Source organism: Achromobacter sp. ACM02, assembly GCF_014851605.1.
GTDB lineage: Bacteria > Pseudomonadota > Gammaproteobacteria > Burkholderiales > Burkholderiaceae_B > Achromobacter > Achromobacter aegrifaciens.
Genome location: NZ_JACUZY010000010.1, coordinates 124492 through 145263, shown reverse-complemented (window position 1 = coordinate 145263; position 20772 = coordinate 124492). Strand labels below are relative to the sequence as shown.

The 20772-nt window shown below is 66.5% G+C and carries 21 protein-coding genes; 6 read left to right on the top strand and 15 right to left on the bottom strand.

Features of this window, described 5'->3' with window-relative positions; genetic code table 11:
- Positions 1-116 precede the first annotated feature (116 nt).
- From IB258_RS26525 to IB258_RS26510, 4 genes are all read right to left on the bottom strand, one after another.
- Positions 117-4025 carry an autotransporter outer membrane beta-barrel domain-containing protein gene (locus tag IB258_RS26525; protein WP_192353406.1) on the bottom strand — a complete coding sequence of 1303 codons (3909 nt, stop codon included), beginning with the start codon at positions 4023-4025 and terminating at the stop codon, positions 117-119.
- A gap of 257 nt (positions 4026-4282) precedes the next feature.
- On the bottom strand, positions 4283-5242 hold the full coding sequence (locus IB258_RS26520) for a tripartite tricarboxylate transporter substrate binding protein (RefSeq protein ID WP_125471996.1): 960 nt from the start codon (positions 5240-5242) through the stop codon (positions 4283-4285).
- Positions 5243-5313: 71 nt separating this feature from the next.
- Positions 5314-6624 carry a fumarylacetoacetase gene (fahA, locus tag IB258_RS26515; RefSeq protein WP_192353405.1) on the bottom strand — a complete coding sequence of 437 codons (1311 nt, stop codon included), beginning with the start codon at positions 6622-6624 and terminating at the stop codon, positions 5314-5316.
- Between the two features lie 86 nt (positions 6625-6710).
- A complete protein-coding gene (locus IB258_RS26510) occupies positions 6711-7499 on the bottom strand; it encodes a 3-hydroxybutyrate dehydrogenase (RefSeq protein WP_054453250.1) in 789 nt (262 codons plus the stop codon).
- 130 nt (positions 7500-7629) lie between these two features.
- Here IB258_RS26510 and IB258_RS26505 point away from each other — a divergent pair, with 130 nt between their 5' ends.
- From IB258_RS26505 to IB258_RS26495, 3 genes are all read left to right on the top strand, one after another.
- Positions 7630-8520, top strand: coding sequence for a LysR substrate-binding domain-containing protein (locus IB258_RS26505; protein ID WP_192353404.1), 891 nt, complete (start codon positions 7630-7632; stop codon positions 8518-8520).
- 85 nt (positions 8521-8605) lie between these two features.
- Positions 8606-9514, top strand: coding sequence for an aldose 1-epimerase (locus IB258_RS26500; protein ID WP_192353403.1), 909 nt, complete (start codon positions 8606-8608; stop codon positions 9512-9514).
- Between the two features lie 75 nt (positions 9515-9589).
- Positions 9590-9946, top strand: coding sequence for a hypothetical protein (locus IB258_RS26495; protein ID WP_054453246.1), 357 nt, complete (start codon positions 9590-9592; stop codon positions 9944-9946).
- Between the two features lie 58 nt (positions 9947-10004).
- On the opposite strand, the gene IB258_RS26490 is transcribed toward IB258_RS26495, so the two are convergent.
- The 3 genes from IB258_RS26490 to IB258_RS26480 form a co-directional block, all read right to left on the bottom strand.
- Positions 10005-10238 carry a hypothetical protein gene (locus IB258_RS26490; RefSeq protein ID WP_054453243.1) on the bottom strand — a complete coding sequence of 78 codons (234 nt, stop codon included), beginning with the start codon at positions 10236-10238 and terminating at the stop codon, positions 10005-10007.
- 164 nt (positions 10239-10402) lie between these two features.
- Entirely contained in the window at positions 10403-11416 is a 1014-nt protein-coding gene (locus IB258_RS26485; protein ID WP_054453241.1) for a zinc-binding alcohol dehydrogenase family protein, read from the bottom strand.
- Positions 11417-11431: 15 nt separating this feature from the next.
- Complete coding sequence (locus IB258_RS26480) at positions 11432-12226, bottom strand: SDR family NAD(P)-dependent oxidoreductase (RefSeq protein WP_119450069.1); 795 nt, start codon at positions 12224-12226, stop codon at positions 11432-11434.
- Positions 12227-12339: 113 nt separating this feature from the next.
- Here IB258_RS26480 and IB258_RS26475 point away from each other — a divergent pair, with 113 nt between their 5' ends.
- Entirely contained in the window at positions 12340-13242 is a 903-nt protein-coding gene (locus tag IB258_RS26475) for a LysR family transcriptional regulator (RefSeq protein WP_054453237.1), read from the top strand.
- Between the two features lie 16 nt (positions 13243-13258).
- Here IB258_RS26475 and IB258_RS26470 read toward each other — a convergent pair whose 3' ends face one another.
- A complete protein-coding gene (locus IB258_RS26470) occupies positions 13259-13765 on the bottom strand; it encodes a DUF6496 domain-containing protein (RefSeq protein ID WP_054453235.1) in 507 nt (168 codons plus the stop codon).
- 189 nt (positions 13766-13954) lie between these two features.
- Between IB258_RS26470 and IB258_RS26465 the strand changes: the two genes are divergently transcribed.
- Positions 13955-14170 (top strand): dodecin, encoded by a 216-nt coding sequence (locus IB258_RS26465; RefSeq protein ID WP_054453233.1) that lies wholly within the window; start codon positions 13955-13957, stop codon positions 14168-14170.
- 823 nt (positions 14171-14993) lie between these two features.
- On the opposite strand, the gene IB258_RS26460 is transcribed toward IB258_RS26465, so the two are convergent.
- Positions 14994-15548 carry an NADPH-dependent FMN reductase gene (locus tag IB258_RS26460; RefSeq protein WP_054453230.1) on the bottom strand — a complete coding sequence of 185 codons (555 nt, stop codon included), beginning with the start codon at positions 15546-15548 and terminating at the stop codon, positions 14994-14996.
- A 130-nt stretch (positions 15549-15678) separates the two neighbouring features.
- Positions 15679-16053: an oxalurate catabolism protein HpxZ gene (gene hpxZ / locus IB258_RS26455; RefSeq protein WP_054453228.1), complete on the bottom strand. Its 375-nt coding sequence runs from the start codon at positions 16051-16053 to the stop codon at positions 15679-15681.
- Positions 16054-16254: 201 nt separating this feature from the next.
- Here hpxZ and IB258_RS26450 point away from each other — a divergent pair, with 201 nt between their 5' ends.
- Positions 16255-16794 (top strand): antibiotic biosynthesis monooxygenase, encoded by a 540-nt coding sequence (locus IB258_RS26450; protein WP_054453226.1) that lies wholly within the window; start codon positions 16255-16257, stop codon positions 16792-16794.
- A gap of 20 nt (positions 16795-16814) precedes the next feature.
- On the opposite strand, the gene IB258_RS26445 is transcribed toward IB258_RS26450, so the two are convergent.
- Genes IB258_RS26445 through IB258_RS26425 form a run of 5 tightly spaced genes read right to left on the bottom strand, consistent with a single transcriptional unit; the run spans position 16815 to position 20772 of the window.
- Positions 16815-17522, bottom strand: coding sequence for a GntR family transcriptional regulator (locus IB258_RS26445; RefSeq protein ID WP_192353402.1), 708 nt, complete (start codon positions 17520-17522; stop codon positions 16815-16817).
- Between the two features lie 21 nt (positions 17523-17543).
- Positions 17544-18932 carry an AtzE family amidohydrolase gene (locus IB258_RS26440; RefSeq protein WP_082400888.1) on the bottom strand — a complete coding sequence of 463 codons (1389 nt, stop codon included), beginning with the start codon at positions 18930-18932 and terminating at the stop codon, positions 17544-17546.
- A complete protein-coding gene (locus tag IB258_RS26435) occupies positions 18929-19111 on the bottom strand; it encodes a DUF4089 domain-containing protein (protein WP_054453222.1) in 183 nt (60 codons plus the stop codon). The genes IB258_RS26440 and IB258_RS26435 overlap by 4 nt, the downstream gene beginning before the upstream one ends.
- Positions 19112-19135: 24 nt before the next feature.
- The gene (locus IB258_RS26430) at positions 19136-19957 is read right to left on the bottom strand and encodes an ABC transporter ATP-binding protein (RefSeq protein WP_192353401.1); all 822 of its coding nucleotides are present in this window, start codon (positions 19955-19957) and stop codon (positions 19136-19138) included.
- Positions 19957-20772 carry an ABC transporter permease gene (locus tag IB258_RS26425; RefSeq protein ID WP_054453219.1) on the bottom strand — a complete coding sequence of 272 codons (816 nt, stop codon included), beginning with the start codon at positions 20770-20772 and terminating at the stop codon, positions 19957-19959. The genes IB258_RS26430 and IB258_RS26425 overlap by 1 nt, the downstream gene beginning before the upstream one ends.

Here is a 20772-nt window from a genome sequence, read left to right as displayed (position 1 = left end):
GTGAACTGTTCGTTGTAAGGCTGGATCTCCATGGTCCGACTGTACCAAGGCCCGTACAGGGGGCGGCCGCACCCCAGCTATTCCGCCAGGTCGGAAAAATCTGGGGCCAGGCCGCATCACCATGTGTATTTGACCCCGATCCTGGCCGCATATTGGCGGTAATCCTGAGCGCCCCAGGAGGCCGCAACGTTTGTCCACCCGGTCCACCCCTTGGTGAAATCCGCGTGCACACCGAGCTTCAACTCATACCGGTCACGGGGATACAGGCTGCCGACGGGCAATTGATTGAATGACACCGAGCTGTCCGTGTCCGTATGCCACCAGTTCAGCGTGACGAAAGGCTGGATCTTCCGGCCATTCTTCATTTCGTAGGTGCGGTGGGCGCGCACACCCAGACGGCCGATCGTACCGTTGGAGTCGGCCCTGCCCACGCTGGTGCCGTTGGATTCGGCAACGCTGTCCTGGTCGTAGCGTACGTAGATCAACTGCGCTTGCGGTTCCAGAACCCAATCGTTGCGCAGTTTGAAGGCGTAGCCGACCTCTCCCGACACCGCCCATCCTCGGGCGTCGTACTTTACGTCCGGCAAACTATCCCCTTCGACCTTGTTCTTGAACCAGCCGTACTGGAACCAGGTGTCGACGTAGGTTCCCAATTTGGTCTCGTTGTTTTCAAACCAGGTTCCATAAAGCCCGACGCTATAGCCTTCGACGCTGCCTCGGGCCTTGTAGGGGTTGCCGTCAGCCCGCGCGGTGCTGCGGCTGTTGCCGAAGCCGGCCATCGCGCCCAGGTGCAGGCGGTCCGTTTCCGAACCGAGCTTCCATTGGGCAAGATCGCCGCCGCCTTGCAGGAGAAACATGTCGCTGCTGACATCGAATTCTCCGTTCTTGCTATGCGTCCGGTCCCACTTTCCGGTCATGCGGAGCCACAGTGCTCGCCGCTTGTCGTCGTCGTCGGCGAACTGCTGGGTTTCGATGTACTGCGGTTCGCCCAGCCGGTCGTGCATGCTGTGCACGAACATCTGCGCGGCCAGCCGTTGGTTGGCGAGATATGCCGCCACTTCCGGACGATACAAAGGCTTTGGAGGGGCTGGCGGTTCGGGGGGAGGCCCCGGGGGTACAGGACCCGGAGGACCAGGATCCGGAGGAACCGGGTCGGGAGGAACCGGGTCGGGAGGAACCGGGGGAGGAGGCTCGGGATCTTTTTCAGAGCGCAGATACCAGTTATTGGCCTCTCCCGCCGTCGCGCCGCCGCGGAAGAGCCGGTACTCGTAAGGACCTGCAACGGCCCGGCCGGCAAGCGTGAATGCGGAAGGCGCCGTAGTCCCGCCACCCACCGCGTCGACCACCTTGATGCCGCTGGCCTGGGTAAGAGCCCCCGGGCCTCCCGTATTGCTGATGCGCAGGGCGCTCTGTCCGGTTGCCGCGCCTGAAATGACGATCAGGTCGGATGGCGCGCCGTCGCCTGCAAGAAAGGTATTCAGCGCGACGACGCTGCCCGCGCCGCCAACGTAGTTCGAGACTGTCAGAGTCTTGTAGACGTTGGCGGTGGGAGGCGAGTAGACGATCTGGCTTGCTGTGTTGGTCAAGTTGGTAATGTTGGAGTTGCCAGTCATCGTCCATAGCGTGTTCGACTGAAGCGCGACGTTCGATACGCTGCCCGGCGCGGTGGTTGCGGCTCCGGTCAGGGTTGAACCGACGACAGTGATGTTTGCTTGACCCGGGATTGAGGCGGCCGGAATTGGCGGTGGCGCAGCAACCGGATTGTTTAGCAGCGTGTCTGGATCGGGTATTCCGCCCAATGGCGCGTCGGGGCCCGCCAGCAAGGGAAAGTCGTCGATGGTGGCGACGCGCAGCCAGTTGCCGTTGCCGGAGACAACCGTATCGGTAAGCGTGACGTTGGCCAGACCGGCAACGCCTATTGCCGGTCCAGCTGCGCTGGTGACACTGGATCGCGCCAGTTCGATTTCCGCTGCCGGTCCAGGATCTCCCAACGCGAACAAGCCCATGCCAGCGGCGCCGCTCACGCGAATCACGGCGCCGTCGCCGACGATCCGGCCGCCATTCTGCGCAACGGCACCATGAGCCTCCGGCCCCGTCACCGTCACGGGGGTTTGCCCAATCGTGATAAGACTGCCGGCGTCACGGGCAAGGGCGCCGTGCGCCGAGGCTCCCGATGTGGCGACGCTGCTGGCGCTGGATGTGATGACACCGCCGCTGATCGCGCGCAGGCCCACGGCGCCCGCGCCCTCGGTGGCGACTGTGGTGTTGAGCAGGCTGATCGTTGCCGGCGCTTCCAGGAAGCTGCGCTGAGCCATCGCGCCGTAGGCGCGCGAGCCCAAGGTCCTGATAGCGGAGCCTTGCGCCGAAATGGCGGCGGGAAATTGGGGCCCGGCCTGCTCAACGACAGCGTAGGCGCCGAGCGCCAGCGTGCCGGCGGTGGTGACTGACGCATTTTCCAGGTTGACCGAACCGCCGTCGTCGGCGACAACCCCCATGGCTTCGTCGCCCACGGTCTGAGCCGAACTGCCTCGCACTGTGAGCTGTGCGCCCGGATTGCGCGCTGCTAGCGCGTGCGGACGCCGGTCGCCGGCAGAAACGGTTCCTTGAGTAGCGACGGATGAGTTCGTTACGGTTATGGCGCTGCCCAGGTCGGCCAGGACGCCCATTGCATTGCCGTCGCCTGTAGTAAGCACCCCGACGTTATCTACGGCTACCGTCGAGTTTGCGCCGAAGATTCCGTTGGCATTTATCCCGCGGCTGGTGACCGTCCCTTGCGACAAATTGACCGTGGCGCCAGCGCTGGCTCGTAGGGCGTGCGCCGTTGCGTTCGATGCGGATATCGTTGTGTTCGTCGCATTCAACATGGAGCCGGTCCCGTCGATCTGCGCGCCAATCGAAGCGCCGCTACCCGCCGCGATGCTGGCTGTATCCACCGTAACCGCGCCGCCAGCCGAGACATCCAGCGCAATGGAGCGTGTGCCATTCACCTGGAACGAGCCGCCGTTGACGATCGCAGTGGAGCCCGCTCCTTGCACCGACAGGCCATGCCCGAATTGTCCCGCCGCAGTGATGACGTTGTTTCCCTGCATGCGCACGCTGCTGCCAGACATGACAAGAACACCGGCAGCCGGATTGATCGTGGTGCCGGAGCCGCGTGTGCTGATCGATACGTCGGTCAATGACACGGCCGCTCCATTTTCGATGCGGACCCCCGCGGCGCTGGTGCCGCTGGCCGTGCTGACGGCGGGATCTCCGGTGACGATGGAGACGCCGGTCGCGTCTATGCGGCTCGGCACGACCGTAGCGCCGGCTACGGCCGTGCCGCTTGCCCACAGTCCATGGCTGCCGATGGCTGAACCGCCGGAGGTGATGGTGCCGGTGGTTGTGATCGATGTGCCCGGTCCGATGGTTGCGGTGGCGCCCGCGTCGACGCGGACTCCGAATGAGCCTCGGCCGGCTGTGCTGACGGTTCCGCCCGTAAATGCAATCGAGCTTCCCGGGCCGGAGGCATAGAGCGCATGATTACCCGCGCCGCCCGCACCTTGTGTCGCGACGCTGGACGCGATCATTTGCACGGTGCCTCCAGCAGTCGCAAGGACGGCAATGTTGTCATTGACCGTGGTGGTCAGACCCAGCGTGATGCTGGAACCCGTGGCCGTGGCAATGCTGCCGCCACCCGATGCGACCAGGCCTTGCTGTCCTGTCGCCGCTTGCACCGTGACGATGGTGCCGCTGTTGAAAGTGATGCGACCGCCATTGCCTGCGATGGCGCCGACATAGTTGCGTGGCGTGGTCGACCCTGGGCCTCCCAGGTTCAGGCGCACTCCGCTGGCCGTAATCGCGCCGCCGGTGTTCTCGGCGTCCAGCCCGGGCTGGGTTGCGCTAAGCACATTGATGGTGCTGCCTGGCGTGACCGTGCATGCGCTTCCCGAGCGGGTGACGGGTCCCGCCGGACATGTCGTTTGCGCCACGGCATCCGCCGCGCCCAATGACAGCGACCCCAGCAGCAGCCAGCGAGCCGTCATCCATGTCTCAGCCGGGAGTGGCGCCGCGCCGCTATTGCATCCTTCCATCTGCCTGTTACGCATTCACGCCTCCATCGGGGCACTCGCGAAACAACCTGGGTAGGAACTAGGCAACCGACAATCGGAGATTCAAATACGAATCACCCGTGTAATGGCTTGCGACTCAACGTAGCACGGGGGGTCTCATGGAATGTGCAACTATTTGAAATAGTGTTGCTTATCGTGGACACCCGTTGCAGGCTGGCGCGGCGTGAACATCACTTGTTCATGATGTTCCCCAACTTCTTGATTACCTCGCGCTCCGTCTCCGCGCTGGCGTGGGCGGCCTTGGTGTAGGCAGCCGTATCCATGTACTGCGGCGACACACCAGACTGGCGCAACAGGGCCAGGAAGGCTTCATCCTTGAGCGTGTCGCGGAAGGCGCCGTCGAGCTTGGCGATCACGGCCGGGTCCATGTCCTTGGGGCCGGCGATGCCGAAGGGCGAGGTGTGTACCACGGGATAGCCGGCTTCCTTCAGGGTGGGGACGTCCGGCAGGTCGGGGGAGCGCTTGTCGCCCAGCGACGCGAGGATGCGGACCTTGCCCGAGGCTACGTAGGGCAGGATGGTGCTGGCGCCGACCAGCACCTGGATGTGGCCGCCCAGCATGGCGGTCAGCGCGTCGGCGTCGCCCTTGTACGGCACGTGGGTCCATTTGGCCTGGGCGGCTTCGCCCAGTTGCACCATGGCGATGTGCTGGCTGCTGTAGGCGCCCGGCGTGCCGTAGGAGATCGTGTCGGGCTTGGACTTGGCGTAGGCGACCAGGTCGTCCAGCGTCTTCCAGGGCGAGTCCGCGGCGACCGCTACGTAATAGTTGTAGCCGGCGATCATCGAGATGTAGGTCAGGTCCTTGACCGGGTCGTAGCGCGTGCCGGTGATGTGCGGCATGCGGAAGATGCCGATGGGCACCATGGTGACGGTATAGCCGTCGGGTGCGGTGTTGAGCATCTGGGTCGCGCCCAGCGTGCCGTTGGCGCCGGTCTTGTTCTCGACCACCACGGTCTGGCCCAGGCGCTTGCCGGACTGCTCGGCCAGGGCGCGGCCGACCACGTCGGTGACGCCGCCGGCGGAGTACGGGATGATCAGGCGGATCGGATGGTTGGGAAAGTCCTGCGCCAGCGCGGGGGCGCTGCCTGCGCTTGCCAGGACCATCATGCCTGCTGCCAGGATCTTCTTCATGTCATTCCTCCTTTGTGTGCCGCCGGCTTGCCGGCCGTCTCCAGGTCTAGCGGGATGCCTGGTATTGAACGTCAATCGGTGATGCGCGCGCGGCTTGCGCCGAAGCCGATGCGCTGGAAACCCTCGCGGCTGCAATGGGCCGTCAGGGTGATTTCGTCTCCGGCCTCCAGGAACAGCCGGGTTTCGCCCGAGGGCAGGGTAATGGGTTGCGTGCCGCCGTGCGTCAGTTCGAGCAGGCTGCCGTGGCCGCTCTCGTCGGGCGTGGAGATGGTGCCCGAGCCCAGCAGGTCGCCCGGGCGCAGGTTGCAGCCGCCCAGAGTGTGCTGCGCGACCATCTGCGCGGGCGTCCAGTACAGGTGGCGCGCGTCGGATGCGGACAACTGCCGCGGCGCCTGCGCGCGTTCGCGCATGAGCGGCGTGGACAGCCATGCTTGCAGTGCGATCTCCAGCCCGCCCGTGGCAGCGTCCTCGGCGTTGCGCAGGTAGGGCAGCAGTTCGGGATCGGCGTCGCCGCGCGCCATTGCGGCGCGGCGGAACGGGGCCAGCGCCTCGCTGGTCACGATCCAGGGCGAAACCGTCGACGCGAAATTCTTGCCCTGGAAGGGGCCCAGCGGCTGGTATTCCCAGGCCTGGATATCGCGCGCGGACCAGTCATTCAGCAAGCCGTAGCCGGCCACGTGGCCAGCGGCGAGTTCCAGCGGCACCGGTTCTCCGAGCGCGTTGCCGGGACCGATCCAGATCGCCAGCTCCAGTTCGAAGTCCAGTTGCGCCGAGGGCCGGAAGGCCGGGGTATCGACGCCGGCGGCGGTCCTGACCTGGCCGTGCGGCCGCCGCACGGGCGTGTCGGACGGGCAGATGGAGGATGCGCGGCCATGATAGGCGATGGGCACATGCCTGTAGTTCGGCATCAGCGGGTTGTTGGGGCGGAACAGTTTGCCCACATGGCTCGCGTGATGGATGCCGGCATAGAAATCGGTGTAGTCGCCCACGTCCGCGGGCAGCAGCAGTTCGCACTGCGCCTGGGGATGCAGCAGGCGCGCGCCCTGGACCTCGTGCCGCGCGCGGCCGGGGTTTGCGGCGTCCAGCAGGGCGAACAGCGCGTGCCGCACGGCCTTGCGGGTGGCGGCGGGCAAAGCCATCCAATCGTTGAGCCTGCGCGCCGACAGCGCCTGGCGCGTGGCCGGGTCCAGCCCTTCCAGCAGGCCCAGTTCCACGGCGGCCCGGACATCCAGCACCTGCTCGCCGATGGCGACGCCGATTCGTGGCGCGCCGCCATCGCGGCGGAACACGCCCATCGGCAGGTTCTGCACCGGAAAATCCGGATGGCCGTCTGCGCTGTCGACCCAGCTCTGGGCGGTGGGCGCGTGGGTGTGGTCCAGCATCTTGTACTCCTCGCGGGCGTTATCGGTATCGCTGCGCGCTGTGGCCCGGCCTGCGCGCATATTCAACTAAGGCCGTCGTTGCGGCTTCAGGCCGCGGTGGTGCCGCCGTCCATGGCCCAGGCCACGCCCCGGACTTCGTCGGCGTCGGGCGAGCAGAAGAATTCGCACAGCCCGGCGATCTGCTCCAGAGTGACGAACTTGCCCGAAGGCTGGCGCAGGCCCAGCAGCTTGTTGGTGGCTGCGGCATTGTCCAGGCCTTCGCGCTCGGCCAGCGCGTCGATCTGCTTCTGCACCAGCGGCGTATGCACCCAGCCGGGGCAGATGGCATTGCAGGTGATGGCGGTCTGCGCGGTTTCCAGCGCTACCGATTTGGTCAGGCCGATCAGGCCATGCTTGGTGGCGTTGTAGCCGGTCTTGCCGGCGCGGCCGCGCAAGCCGCTGATGGACGCCATGTTGACGATGCGGCCCCAGTTGCGTGCGCGCATGGCAGGCAACGCGGTGCGTATGGTGTGGAAGCTGGCGGACAGGTTGACCGCGATCATGTCGTCCCACTTGTCGACCGGAAAGGCTTCGATCTGGCTGACGTGCTGGATGCCGGCGTTGTTGACCAGGATGTCCAGCGCGCCGTAGGCCTGGTTCAGCTCGGCCATCATGGCCTCGATCTGGGCCGGCTTGCGCAGGTCGCAGGGCTGGAAACGGACCGGAACGCCATAGGTATCGCGGAATTCGGCGCAGAGGGCGTCGGCCGCCGAGGCGTCGGCCAGGCCGTTGAGCACCAAGGTCGCGCCGGAGCGCGCCAGGCGCCGCGCTACCGCCAGGCCGATGCCGCTGGTCGAACCGGTTACCAGGGCCACGCGCCCCGAAAGATCAGCCATGCTTGTCTCCACGCTGTGTCGTTATGGAATGCGTGGCAGGTTAGGACGTGGAGATTGAGTCGTCCAATTTATTATCGATGCATGATTTATATTTGATAGATATAAATAGCCAGCAGCCTTGGAACCACTCATGGAATTGCGCCACCTGCAGAGCTTCGTGGTCCTTGCCACGGAACTGAATTTCACACGGGCCGCCTTGCGCCTGCACATCGCCCAACCGCCCTTGAGCCAGCGCATCCGCGAACTTGAAGACGAGCTGGGCGTGAAGCTGTTCGACCGCAGTACGCGGAAGGTGACGCTGACGGTGGCGGGCCGCGTGTTCCTGGATAGCATCCAGCCCATGTTCCGGCAGCTCGATGGCGCGGTGGAGGCCTGCCGCAAGGCTGACCGGGGCGAGACCGGCAGCCTGCGGCTGGGCTATACCGGACGCGCCAGCCATGTGCGCCTGCCGGGGCTGGTGCGCGATTGCCGGCGCCATTACAGCGATATCGCGCTGGATATCCAGGGGCCGCTGCCCACGGGTGAACTGCGCCTGAAGCTGCTGGACGGCACGCTGGACGCGGCCTTGTGTTTTCTGCCGCTGGAGGGCAAGCACATCGTGTCGCACGAGTTCATGCTCAGCGAGTTTTCCATTGCGCTGGCCGACGCGCATCCGTTGGCCGCCAAGGCCAAATTGCGTGTCGCGGATCTGGCGCAGGAGCCGTTCATTGCCTATCCCTCGGGCAAGGGCTTTCACTTGCGCGGCGCCATGGATGCGATCTGCCTGGAGGCGGGCTTCCTGCCGCGCGTGGTGCGGGAAACGGAGGCTTCCCAGACTTTGCTGTGCCTGGTCGCGGCCGGCACCGGCGTGGCCATCATTCCGCGCGACATCGAATCCTTCAACATGGAGGGCGTGGTGTTCCGGCCGTTGCCCGCGGACGCCCCTAAGCTGCAGCACGGCATTGCGTGGCTGCAGACCAACCAGAATCCGGCGTTGGGGCGGCTGCTGGCATTGTGCGGCGTTGCCGCTGCGGCAGGATGAGCAGGCCGGCCTGCTTGCCCGCGCCCGTCCGCAAACGGCACAATCGCAGCGCGCGGCCCTGTTTCCGCCGCCGGAGTTCTTATCCATGCAGGTTCTATCAGCCCCGGCCACGCTGGATGCCAGCGAGCGCATCACCATCTCCAGCGGTCCGCACCAGGCCGAATTCGCGCCGGGCGGCGGCGGCCGCCTGACGCGGTTGTCCACCGGCGGCCATGACTGGATCGTGCCCCTGACCGACACGCAGTGGCCCGCGGGACGCTGGCCGCGGGCAGGCTCCTATCCGCTGGCGCCTTACTCCAACCGCATCCGCGATGGCATGTTCACCTTCAACGGCGCCAGGCACGCGCTGCAGTCGGTAGCCGGCCGGCCCCATGCGATCCATGGCGCGGGCCTGTATCAGCCATGGAGCGTGCGCAGCCACGGCCCGGACAACGTCGACCTGGTGCTGGAGCAGCCCGCCGGCGTGCTGGGCTGGCCTTGGCCTTTCGAATGCGTGCAGCGCTATCAGCTGGACGCGCGCGGCCTGAGCGTGGCGCTTGCCATCGTCAATCTCGGCGACACGCCCATGCCTTGCGGCCTGGGCCTGCACCCCTACTTCACGGCCGAGCGCGTCACGCTGCATGCGCGCCGCGAGTGGACGGCGGACGCCGACGGCCTGCCCAATGGCAGCAAGTCCGTCCATGTGCGCGAGCTGCGGCGTTCGGCCAGCGGCTGCGATACCTATCTGTCGCAGTGGGAGGGGCGAGCCACCCTGCATTGGCCCGATGGACATCAGCTATCGCTGCACGCCGACCCGGCGTTTGCGCACCTGGTGGTCTATACGGCGGGCGGGTCGGAGTTCCTGTGCGTCGAGCCGGTCACCAACGTGGCGGACGCGTTCAACCTGGCGGCGGGCGGCGAGACCCGCACCGGCATGCGGACGCTCGAGCCCGGCGCGCGCTTTACCGCGACCGCGTTGTTTGGCCTGGAGCCGCCCCGGGCCGCGCGTTCCTGACGCCCGCAAGCGGCGCTTTGAAAGCGCCGCCGCCTGCGGCGATAATCCGGGCAAACCAAGTCCAGGAGTCCTTCGATGAAAAAGCTCAGCACCGAACAATTGCAGGCCGCGGCCGAAACGCTGCGCCGTGTGCAGGCAAGGCTGGCGCGCGCCGGCAATCTGCCGCTTGAGCCCACCCTCTATGCCTGCGCGCAAGGATTCCGCCGCAACGTGCCCGACTATCTGTGGTCGTGGCTGTCAGGCCTGCTGGCGCCGCACAAAAGCCTGGGGGCGTGGATGGACGCACACCAGCCAGGCTGGCGCACGGGCAAGACGCCCGCCGCGGTGGTCTACGCGCGCAGCGAAAATGGCTGGTTGGAATGGCTGATCGCCGAACTGGAAGCCGAGATCAATGATCCCCACGCCCGCGCCAAGCGGGAAGGGCGCGCCTAGACCGGTGCATTGCCCGCGCGTCCAGCGTCCAGTCCGGACCGGATGCCGGCCGGGCGCTTCAGGCCCGCTCGGCTCGCGAGCGGCGCAACAGAAGGAATAGCGTCTCCAACACGGCGGCCGCCAGCAGGGCGGCCAGCACCGAACCCAGCACTTGCGAGTCCCATAGGCGCGGCGGCCCTACGCGGAACTGCACCGTGTCGAAGACCAGTCCGGCCGTGATGCCGGCGACGATGGCGGCCTTCCATCCTTGCAAGGGAGCCAGCCGCAGCATCAGCAGGGTGAAGGCCACCATCCCCCAGAGCACGGGTTCAAGCGCCTGATTGAGAATGTGGTCGAGCAGAAGAGACTCCCGATTGGGTCGCGCATGCGTTTGCGCGCAGTCGAGTTTGTACTGCGTTCTGCTTGCAATTGCGAGATGCCCCGCCGCCGTGAGCGGCGAGGCATGGCCCACGGGTCCTAGAACCCTTCCAGCACGATCTTGCCCTGCGCCTTGCCGCTTTCGATGAAGGCGTGCGCCCGGCGCAGGTTTTCGGCATTGATCTTGCCGTAGTGCGCGCCCAGGGTGGTGCGCAGCGTGCCTTCGTCGATCAGGCGGGCGGCCTGGTTCAGCAGTTCATGCTGCGCGATCATGTCGGGCGTGCCGTGCAGCGGACGCGCGAACATGAACTCCCAATGCAGCGAGGCCGACTTGGACTTGAGCAGGCGCACGTCGATGGCTGCGGGGTCGTCGATCAGGGCGATCTTGCCTTGCGGCGCAATTGCTTCGGCCATCTGCGCGAAATGCTGGTCGGTCTGGGTCAGGCCGGCGATATGACTGACGTGTTCGAAGCCGATGCGCTTGAGTTCAGCGGCCAGCGGCTGGCTGTGATCGATCACGTGATGCGCGCCCAGCTCGCGCACCCAAGCCTGGGTTTCCGGACGCGAGGCGGTGCCGATCACCGTGAGTCCGGTCAGCTGGCGAGCCAGCTGCACCAGGATGGATCCCACGCCGCCCGCGGCGCCGATGACCAGCAGGCTGCCCTGGCTGGGCGCGGCGTTGTCCAGCACGCGCAGCCGGTCGAACAGCAGCTCCCACGCGGTGATCGTGGTCAGCGGCAGCGCCGCGGCCTGGGCGTAGTCCAGGCTGTCGGGCATGCGGCCGACGATGCGTTCGTCTACCACGTGCAGCTCGCTGTTGGCGCCGGGGCGGTTCAGCGCGCCGGCATACCAGACGCGGTCGCCCGGCTTGAACAGGCTGGTCTTTGCGCCCACGGCGCGCACCACGCCGGCGGCGTCCCAGCCTATGACTTCGGCCTGGCCATCCTTGGGCTTGCGGTTGGCGCGGATCTTCACGTCCACCGGATTCACCGAAATGGCGCGGACTTCGACCAGCAGGTCATGGTCGCCGGGCACCGGGTCGGCGACGGTGATGTCTTGCAGCGCCTCCGGGTGATCGGCGGGCAGGTTCTTGAAATAGGCGATGGCTTTCATGGCGGCTTGTCCGGATCAGATGATGGAACGCACCACGCCGCCGTCCACGCGCAGCGCCGCGCCGTTGGTGGCGGCGGCTTGCGTGGAGCAGGTGTAGACGACCATGTTGGCCACTTCTTCCACGGTGGCCAGGCGGCGCAGCAGCGAAGTGGGGCGGTGCTGGGCGATGAAGTCGCGCTCCATCTGGTCCTGCGTGACGCCTTGTTCCTTGGCCATTTCGGCAAAGAAGTCCGACACGCCTTCCGAGCGGGTGGGGCCGGGCAGCACCGCGTTGACCGTGACGCCGGTGCCGGCGGTCAGTTCGGCCAGGCCGCGCGACACGCCCAGCAAGGCAGTCTTGCTGACGCCGTAGTGGATCATTTCCGCGGGGATCTGCACCGCGGACTCGCTGGAGATGAACACGATGCGGCCCCAGCCGGCGGCCAGCATGCGCGGCAGGTAGTAGCGCGACAGGCGCACGCCGCTCATGACGTTGGTGTCCAGCATGTACTGCCAGTCGTCATCCGTGATTTCAGTGAAGGACTTGGGCGCGAAGTAGCCGGCGTTGTTGATCAGGATGTCGACGTCGGGATGGGCGGCCGAGATCGAGGCCGCGCCGTCGGCAGTGGCGAGATCAGCCTGCACGGTGCTCACGCGCGCAGCGGGAAACTGCTTGGCAAGTGATGCGGCGGCCTGGGCCAGCTTGTCGGCGTTGCGGCCGTGCAGCACGACTTCGGCGCCGGCCTCGGCCAGGCCCGCGGCGATGGCCAGGCCAATGCCGCCGGACGATCCAGTAACCAGGGCTTTCTTGCCGTTCAATTCGATTTTCATGAAGGGGACTCCTTGCGTGTCGGGGAATGGAGCCATGATTACCCAGCCCAAATCAGCGAAAAAGCGGCTAGCATCGCAGTCAGTTTCAATAATTTTTTGAAAATGAGGCCGGCATGGTGCGGTTCGAAGATCTGAAGATATTCATGGCGGCGGCGGACCAAGGCAGTTTTTCCGCCGCCGCGCGCGAACTGGACCTGACGCCCGCAGTCGCAAGTGCCGCGCTCAAGCGGCTGGAGCAGGCCCTGGATGCGCGCCTGTTCGTGCGTACGACGCGCAGCCTCAGGCTGACCAGCGACGGCGCACGCTATCTGGAGCATGCCCGCGCGGCGCTGTCGGCGCTGGACGCGGGCAGGAACGCCGTAGCGCGCAACAAGACGGAGATCTCCGGCACGCTGTCCTTGTCGATCCCGTCCGACCTGGGCCGCCACGTGCTGCTGCCGTGGCTGGACGAATTCCAGGAACAGCATCCGCGCGTCAATTTCCAGGTGCGCATCAGCGACCGCCTGGCCGACCTGTACCGCCAGCCGGTGGATCTGGCGGTGCGCTATGGCACGCCGAATGACTCGGGACTGGTGGCCCTGCCGCTGTCCGAGCACAACCGCCGCGTGGTGTGCGCCTCGCCCGCATACCTTGCGCGCCATGGCGTGCCGCAGGTGCCCGATGACCTGCGCCGTCACAATTGCCTGTCCTTCGTGCTGGGCGAAACCCTGCACGACCGCTGGGCCTTCCGGCACGAGGGCGCCGCGCTCACCATACCGGTCAAGGGCGACCGCGTCGGCGACGACGGCGAACTGGTGCGCCGCTGGGCCCTGGCTGGCCATGGCCTGGCCTACAAGTCGCGCTTTGACGTGCTGGCCGACCTGCGGGCGGGCAGGCTCATCGAAGTCCTGGCCGACTACACCAGCGAGCCCTCGCCGCTATACCTGCTGTGCGTGCACCGCATGCTGCTCTCGCCGGCGGTAAAGCGGCTGCGCGAATTCCTGCACGAACGCTTCAAGGCCTTCGAGGCGGGCTAGCCGGTCTTCTGGGGCTTCAATGCGCGTGGCTGGCCCGTTGGTTTGCCGCGCGCGTGCGGGCGGCTTTCTTCGCGGCAGCGGACCGGCCTGCAGCGCCCTTGGTGGCGGCAGCCTTCTTGGCGGCGGCCGAGCGGGCAGCGGCGCTGCGCTTGGAGGCCGATGCGCTGGCCTGCCGCGACAATGCGGTGCGCGAAGCGGGCTTGGCGCTTTCCTTCTTCAGGGCGGTGGTGGTGGCCTTGGCGCGTTTGGTGGACTTGGCATGCCCATCATGAGACGCGTCGCTGTCCTGCTTCGCCTTGCGCTTGGTCGCCGCGCTGGCCTTCTTCGGCGTAGGCAGGGCCACGCCGGCGCGGCGCGCCTTGGACAGCCCGATCGCGATGGCCTGCTTGGTGGACCGCACGCCATGTTTGCCTTCGCGCACGTGGTCGATTTCCTCGCGCACGAATTCTCCGGCCTGCGTGGAAGCGGATTTTCCTTGCCGTTTGTCGCGCGCCGCTCGTTCCAGGGTTTTTCGTTCAGGCATGACGACACCTCCTTGCTTGCGTTGCGGGAACGGGCTCCGCCGCGCCGAGGCCGGTGCGACGGAACTCGTAACACCACTCTAACGCCGTGGGCGTATGCTGTGTGTTCGAATGGATTGCCGGTCGTAAGCGCCGGAACACCGCCGCCAGACCGACGATGCACGACTCACCCCCCTAAGCGGAGACGAGCTATGTCGAATCATGTCTACAAGCAAATCGAACTGGTGGGCTCTTCCACCAAGTCCACCGACGACGCCATCACGCAGGCCATCGCGCGCGCTTCCGAGACGCTGCGCAACCTGGATTGGTTCGAAGTCACCGAAGTGCGCGGCCATATCAAGGATGGCAAGGTGGCGTACTGGCAGGTCGGCTTGAAGATAGGCATGCGGCTGGAAGGGAACGAGTGAGTCCGCTTGCTGCTTCTTTCTTGAGCACGCCTTCCAAGTGATTGTCGGATAAGGAGTTTTTCAGCTTGTTATCCGACTGTTCAGAGGCTTGTCCACATTCGGTGGGGACAAGCCTGTCTCGCTTGTGGCTGCGGCGCTCAAGGTCCGACGTGGCATCGTGAACCCGCCGGCTGTGGGCGTTTCTTGAGCGGCCCCTCCAAGTGCTTGGCCCACAAGGCTTTTTGCGTCCTGCCCTCATACTGTCCTCAGGCTTATCCACATTTGGCGGGGACAACCTCGGCGCCTCGATACAGCATTTGGGCCATTTTTGACCACCCCTTGCAGGCGCTTGATATGCAAGGGAATTTCCGACCTGCCCTCATACTGTCCTCATGCTTCTCCACAGAACGCGGGGACAAATCCACATTCAGGCGAGACCGCCGCGGAAGTCTGCCCGGGCATCCTGATTTCAGTGGATAAGTGCGTCAAAAATCATCCAAAAGGATGATTGCGCAATTTTTGACCGGCCCTTGCAAGTGCTTGGCGGGGCACGGATTTTTCATTCTGCCCCAAGGCTGTCCTCAACCTTCTCCACAGTTGGCGGGGATAAGTGTGAGCCCCCACGCCGCACTCGCTGCGCTCGCTTGCTGCCCCCCCGAGGGGGGCTGGCCCGCCTTGGGGCGGCCCGGCGGCGGGCCGGTGCGCTGGCGGCATTGGATGCGCCAGCGGCGACCGTCGTCGCTGCAAAAAAAAAGCCCCCCGACGTATCGGGGGGCTGGATCGCCCGGAGGTAGACGGGCGATCTCTGCCGGCCGGGAGGAGCCCGCGCCGGCAGCGGCGGCGATCAGGGGTTGAACTTCTTGATCCAGTCCACGTAGCGGTCCACCCAGCCTTGCAGGAATTTGCGGGTGCCTTCGTTGGTGATGTTGTACTGGTCATCGACCAGGCCTTCCGTGTATTGCAGGAAGACCTCGGGCGTGGTCAGGGCGTTGGCGCCCTCGGCGGCCAGGATGTTGCGCAGGTGTTGCTGCATCAACGCGGTGCCGGCAGCGCTGGGCGAAGTGCCGACGATGCCGACGGCCTTGCCGGTCCAGGAGTTCTGGCCCCAGGGACGCGAACCCCAGTCGATGGCGTTCTTGATGGCGGCGGGCACGGAGCGGTTGTGCTCGGGCGACACGAACAGGATGCCCTGGGCGTCGGCGATCTGCTGCTTGAGCTTGGCGGCGGGGCCGGGCAGGTTGTTTTCGTTGTCCTGGTTGTAGAGCGGCACGTCGCCCAGGCTCACGTATTCGAACTTGAAGTCCGCGGGCACCAGCTTTTCCAGCGCGCGGGCCAGCCGCAGGTTGAACGAGGCAGCGCGCAGGCTTCCGACGAAAACGGCAATCTTGTAGGTGCTCATGGGGCGCAGGCTCCAAGGGGTGGACGGGAATGTCAGTGTAGACCTGTAAGCAAGCCCGCTCAATCTCGATCGCGGATATGTTTATTCATGATCATGACGCGCTGATGTCGGCTGCGCGCGGGCTGGCGCATCAGCTCATCAGGCTGACATGGGCAGCGACCACGCGCCATCCTTCAGGCGTGCGCATCCAGGTCTGGCTTTGCCGGCCGATGCGGTCGCTGCCGTCGCGCTGGAACTCCAGATTGGCCGTCGCGAAATCCTGGCCGTAGGTGGTGACGACCGTGCGCAACACGCGGCGGGCCAGGCCTTGCGGCGAACGCGCCGCGCGAAAGGCGCGGATGGCATCGTAGCCGTAGAGGTTTTCGCCGGCGCCATAGCGCAGCGTGTGAGGGCTGTTCCAGAAGAGCGCATCCAGCACTTCCACCTGGTTGTTCACCAGGGCGGTTTCGTAGCGGTCCAGGGCGGCTGTGACCTCCGCCACGACGTCGGGCAGGTTGATATCCATGCTTGCGGCTCCAGTTGGCACCGTTCTGGTGCGAAATATAGGGGTAATCACCAATGTGGTGTGTCTTGCGGTGCGGCGCACCCATCTCCGCGGCCGCGGTCTTTCGGCCTCGTCGGGGGAGCGCGGCGCGACGATCCTGGCATGCCGCTTGCTAGGGTTAATACTGCATAACAAGCTACGCGCCGATCCAGGAGTTCCGCCATGTCCCGTTCCACCGTTCCCGCCCCGGTCACCATGCTGGTCACCCGGCACATCGCACCCGAACGCTATGGCGATTTCCTGTCCTGGATGCGCCAGGGGGAGATCCTCGCGGCAGGTTTCCCGGGCTTTCTCGGGTCCGGCGTGCTGCAGCCCGCCGAAGGCGGCGACCAGTACCAGATCGTCCTGCGTTTTGCCGACGCGGCCAGCCTCGCCCGCTGGGAAAACTCCTTGCCGCGCCGCATGTGGCTGGAACGTGGCGCGTCGCTGGTGCGCGCCAGCCACGAGCGCCGCGTCAGCGGCACGGATGACTGGTTCGCGCCCAGGACCAGCGCGCCGCCGCGCTGGAAGCAGGCCGTCAGCATCTGGCTGGCTTACTTTCCGGTGTTGCTGGCGTTTTCCGTGCTGGCCAGCGAACCGTTGAGCCTCTTGCCGGTGTTCTGGCGGGTGCTGATCACCAGCGTAGCGTTGACGCCCGTCATGGTGTTCATCTGCATGCCCCTGGTGGCGCGCATGCTGCAGCGCTGGCTGCGGGCGAGCTGAAGCAGGCATGCGCGGCCGGTTCAGGCCGCGCGCGCGCTGCGGGAGGAATACAACCGGTGCAGCGTGATCTTGCGCACCGCCGCCTGGCTGCCCTGGATATGCGCGTTCAGCAGCGCAACCGAGCGTGCGGCGTCGCCGGCCAGCGCCGCGTCGAGTATGGCCGCGTGCTCTTCGTAGGTCTTGCCGATGCGTTCGGGTAGCGTGAAGTCCAGGCGCCGTACGATGCGGATGCGCTCGGTGGCTGCGCGGTGCACGCGCGCGATCTCGGGGTTGCCTGCGGCGGCCACCAGATCGATGTGAAAGCGCTCGTCCAGGTCTGCCAGCCGCTCGCTGTCGGCGGATCGTTCGCTTGGGTCCTCCAGCCAGATGTCGGCCAGCGGGCGCAGCGCGCGCTGGCGTTCGGCGGCGCTGGCCGTTGCGCACAGCGACTGCACCGCGGCCGCCTCCAGCACGCTGCGCAGCTCGTAGAAATGGTCCAGCGTGTTGAAGTCCAATGGCTTTACCAGCCAGCCATTGCGCTGGCGCACCTCCAGATAGCCTTCCCGCTCCAGCCGGAACAGGGCCTCGCGCACCGGCGTGCGGCTGACCTGCAGGCGGTCGGCGATCTCGGTTTCAGTGAAGCGGTCGCCCGGCGCCAGCCGGAAGTCCAGGATGTCCCGCTTCAGCGTGCCGTAGGCGGTGTCGGCCAGCGTGCGCGGTATGTCGATGACGGCGAAGGCGGTTCCCATGTGGTGGCCTCGGAGCGGTGGTTAAAGAGAGCGGAGGCGGGCAATGCCGGCCTGCTGCAGCGCATGTGCGGCGCGCAGGCAATCGGCTTCGCGCCATGGCGCGCCGATCAGTTGCACGCCCAACGGCAGGTGATCGTCCTGTCCGGCTTCGGGCCAGACCGGCGCGGCGCAAACCGGCAGCCCGATGCACGACACCGGCTGCGTCAGGATGCCCATGCTGGCGCGCGCCGGCAGCCGCTGGCCGGCCAGTGTCAGCCAGTCTGCGCCGATGGGCGTGGCCGGCACCGGCGTGGCGGGGGCGATCAGTACGTCGTAGTGCTCGAACAGCGTCAGCGCTTCGCGATAGACGCGATGGCGGATGCGCTGCGCCTGCTGCGCCCAGGTTGCGGGCACAAGGCTGCCTGCGACCAGCCGGTCGCGCGACAGCGGTTCGTAGTAGTCATAGTGCGTAACGAGCTTGCGGCGGTGCAAGGCGCCGCCTTCCGCCGCGCTGATGACGAAGGCCGCGGCGCGGGCTTGGGCCGCGCCCTGGAGTTCGACGACAGACGTGGCGTCCAGCGCGTGCGCCGCGATCTCGACGGCACGGCGGGCCTGCGGTCCGGCCCATTCGGCGAAGTAGCCGCCCAGCACCGCCACCCGCAGTCCGCGCATGCCGCCGGCCAGCGCCGCCAGCGTGGGTTCGGCCGGGCGTTGGGCGCAGGCCACGTCGTCGGCGTCCATGCCCTGCAGCGCGTCGTAGGCGGCGGCAAGGTCGCTGGCGCTGGCCGCGAACGGCCCCAGGTGGTCGAGGCTGCCGACGAACGGAAACGAGCCTGCGCGCGACAAGCGGCCGAAGGTGGGCTTCAGGCCGAACACGCCGCACAGCGAGGCGGGCACGCGGATCGAGCCGTTGGTGTCCGAGCCCAGCGTCAGCGGCACCAGGCCGCCCGCGACCGCGGCGGCGCTGCCGCCGGACGAGCCGCCGGCGATGCGGGTGGTGTCGTGAGGGTTGCGGCAGGGGCCGTAGTGGCTGTTTTCCGTGGTGAAGCCATAAGCGTGCTCGTCCATGTTCAGCGCGCCGACCAGCACCGCGCCGGCCTCGCGCATGCGTTCGACCAGTCTGGCGTCGCGCCGCGCGGGCGGGTTGGAGGCGTTGACCCGCGCGCCGGCCAGGGTGACCTGGTCGGCGATGTCGAACAGGTTCTTGACCGCATAGGGCACGCCGGCCAGCGGCGGCAGCGGCTCGCCGCGGGCGCGGCGCGCGTCGATGGCCGCCGCTTCCTGCCGCGCCCGGCTTTCGGTGATGGCGGTGAAGCAGTTGTAGCGCGGATCGCGCTCGCGCACGCGCGCCAGCGTGGCGTCCAGCACCGCCATTGCGCTGCGTTCGCCGGCGCGGACCTGGCGCGCGATATCCTGCGCGGGGCCGCTCACGGGCGGAACACCGCGGCAGATTCCAGCTCCACGGCCAGCGGCTCATCGACGAAGCCGGCCGCGATGTCCTGGATGCGCGCGAACTGCTGCGCCACGTCGGCCACGGCCTGCTCGCGCAAGGCATAGCCGGCCAGCGCCAGGGCGCTGCGCACGTATTGGTCGATGGTTTCCTGGGTCATGGCGGACTCTCCGGTACGGGTGATTTACTTGCGCACTTCGCGCTGGAAGATTTCCAGGCTGAGCTTCTTCATTTCGATGAAGCTGGGTTCTGACAGCGTCGCCACCGTGCGGGGGCGCGCGTCGCGGTAATCCAGGATCTCCGCGACCCGGGTGGGCCGCTTGGTCAGCAGCAGCACCTGGTCGGCCAGGTACACGGCTTCCTCCAGGTCGTGCGACACCAGCAGCATGGTGGTGCCGGTCTGCATGAAGACCTCCTGCAGCTTTTCGCGGATGAACAGCGTCATCTCGAAGTCCAGCGCGGAGAAGGGCTCGTCCAGGAACAGCACCTCCGGTCCGGGCGCCAGCGCGCGCATGATCGAGGCGGTCTGCTGCTGTCCGCCGGACAGTTCATAGGGATAGCGGTTCAGGTCGAACTTGACGTCGAACGAGGCCACCAGCTCGGCGACCCGCGCATCCACCTCGGCCTTGCTGCGGCCTTCCAGGCGCAGCGGATAGGCGATGTTGTCGATGGTGCGCAGCCACGGGAACATGGCCTCGCGGTAGTTCTGGAAGACGTAGCCGATCTTGGTCTGAGCCAGCGACTTGCCGTCGAACAGGATCTCGCCCGAGTCGATCGGAATCAGGCCGGCGATCATGTTGATCAACGTCGACTTGCCGCAGCCGTTGGGGCCGAACACCGAGACGATCTTGCCCTTGGGGATGTCGAGGTTGAAGTCCTCGTACAGCGGCCAGCCGGCGAAGTACTTGGTCAGCCCGCGTATGGTGATGTGGGTGCCCAGCGGGCCGGGCTCGAACGGCGCGGCGGTAGGGCCGGGGGCGATGACGGGATTGAGGACGGTGGACATCAGCGGCCGCTCCAGTGGACCACGCGCTTTTCCAGCACGAGAAAAAGAATGTTCAGCACATAGCCGAGCGCGCCGGCGGCGAGGATGGCCGCATACATGTCGCGCACGTTCAGCACCTGCTGCGCATTGATGATGCGATTGCCCAGGCCGCTGTCGGAGCCGATGAACATTTCGGCCACGATCACGATGACCAGCGCCATCGACACGCCGCTGCGCAGGCCCACGAACGTGGGCTGCAGGCTTTCCCAGATCAGCACGTCCTTGAAGATGCGCCAGCGCGACGCGCCCATCACGCGCGCCGCCATGACACGCTGCTTGCGGGCGTTGATGACGCCGTAAGCGCTGTTGAACAGGATCACCAGCACCGCCGCGAAGGCCGCGATGGCAATCTTGTTCATGTCGGTGACGCCGAAGATCATCAGGAACAGCGGAATCAGCGCGGAAGAGGGCGTGGAGCGGAAGAAATCAATCAGAAACTCCACGCTGCGATAAGCCTTTTCGTTGCTGCCCAGCAGCACGCCCAGCGGCACGCCGATCACGCCCGCGATGAGGAAGGCCTGCAGTGTGCGGTTCAGCGACGCCAGGAAGTCCGCCAGCAGCGGGCCGCCCGCCATGCCCTTGACCAGCGCCGCAAGCGCCGCGCTGGGCGTGGGCAGCAGCACAGGGCTGACCAGTTGCAGGCGCACCACCAGGTCCCACACCACGAAGAGCGCCAGCGGGCCGATCAGCGGCAGCAGGCGGCTCGTGTCGAATTTGCGCAGGGGCCGCGCTGTCGCGGCCGGGCCGGCCGCGGTTGTTGCAGTGGTTGCGGTCAT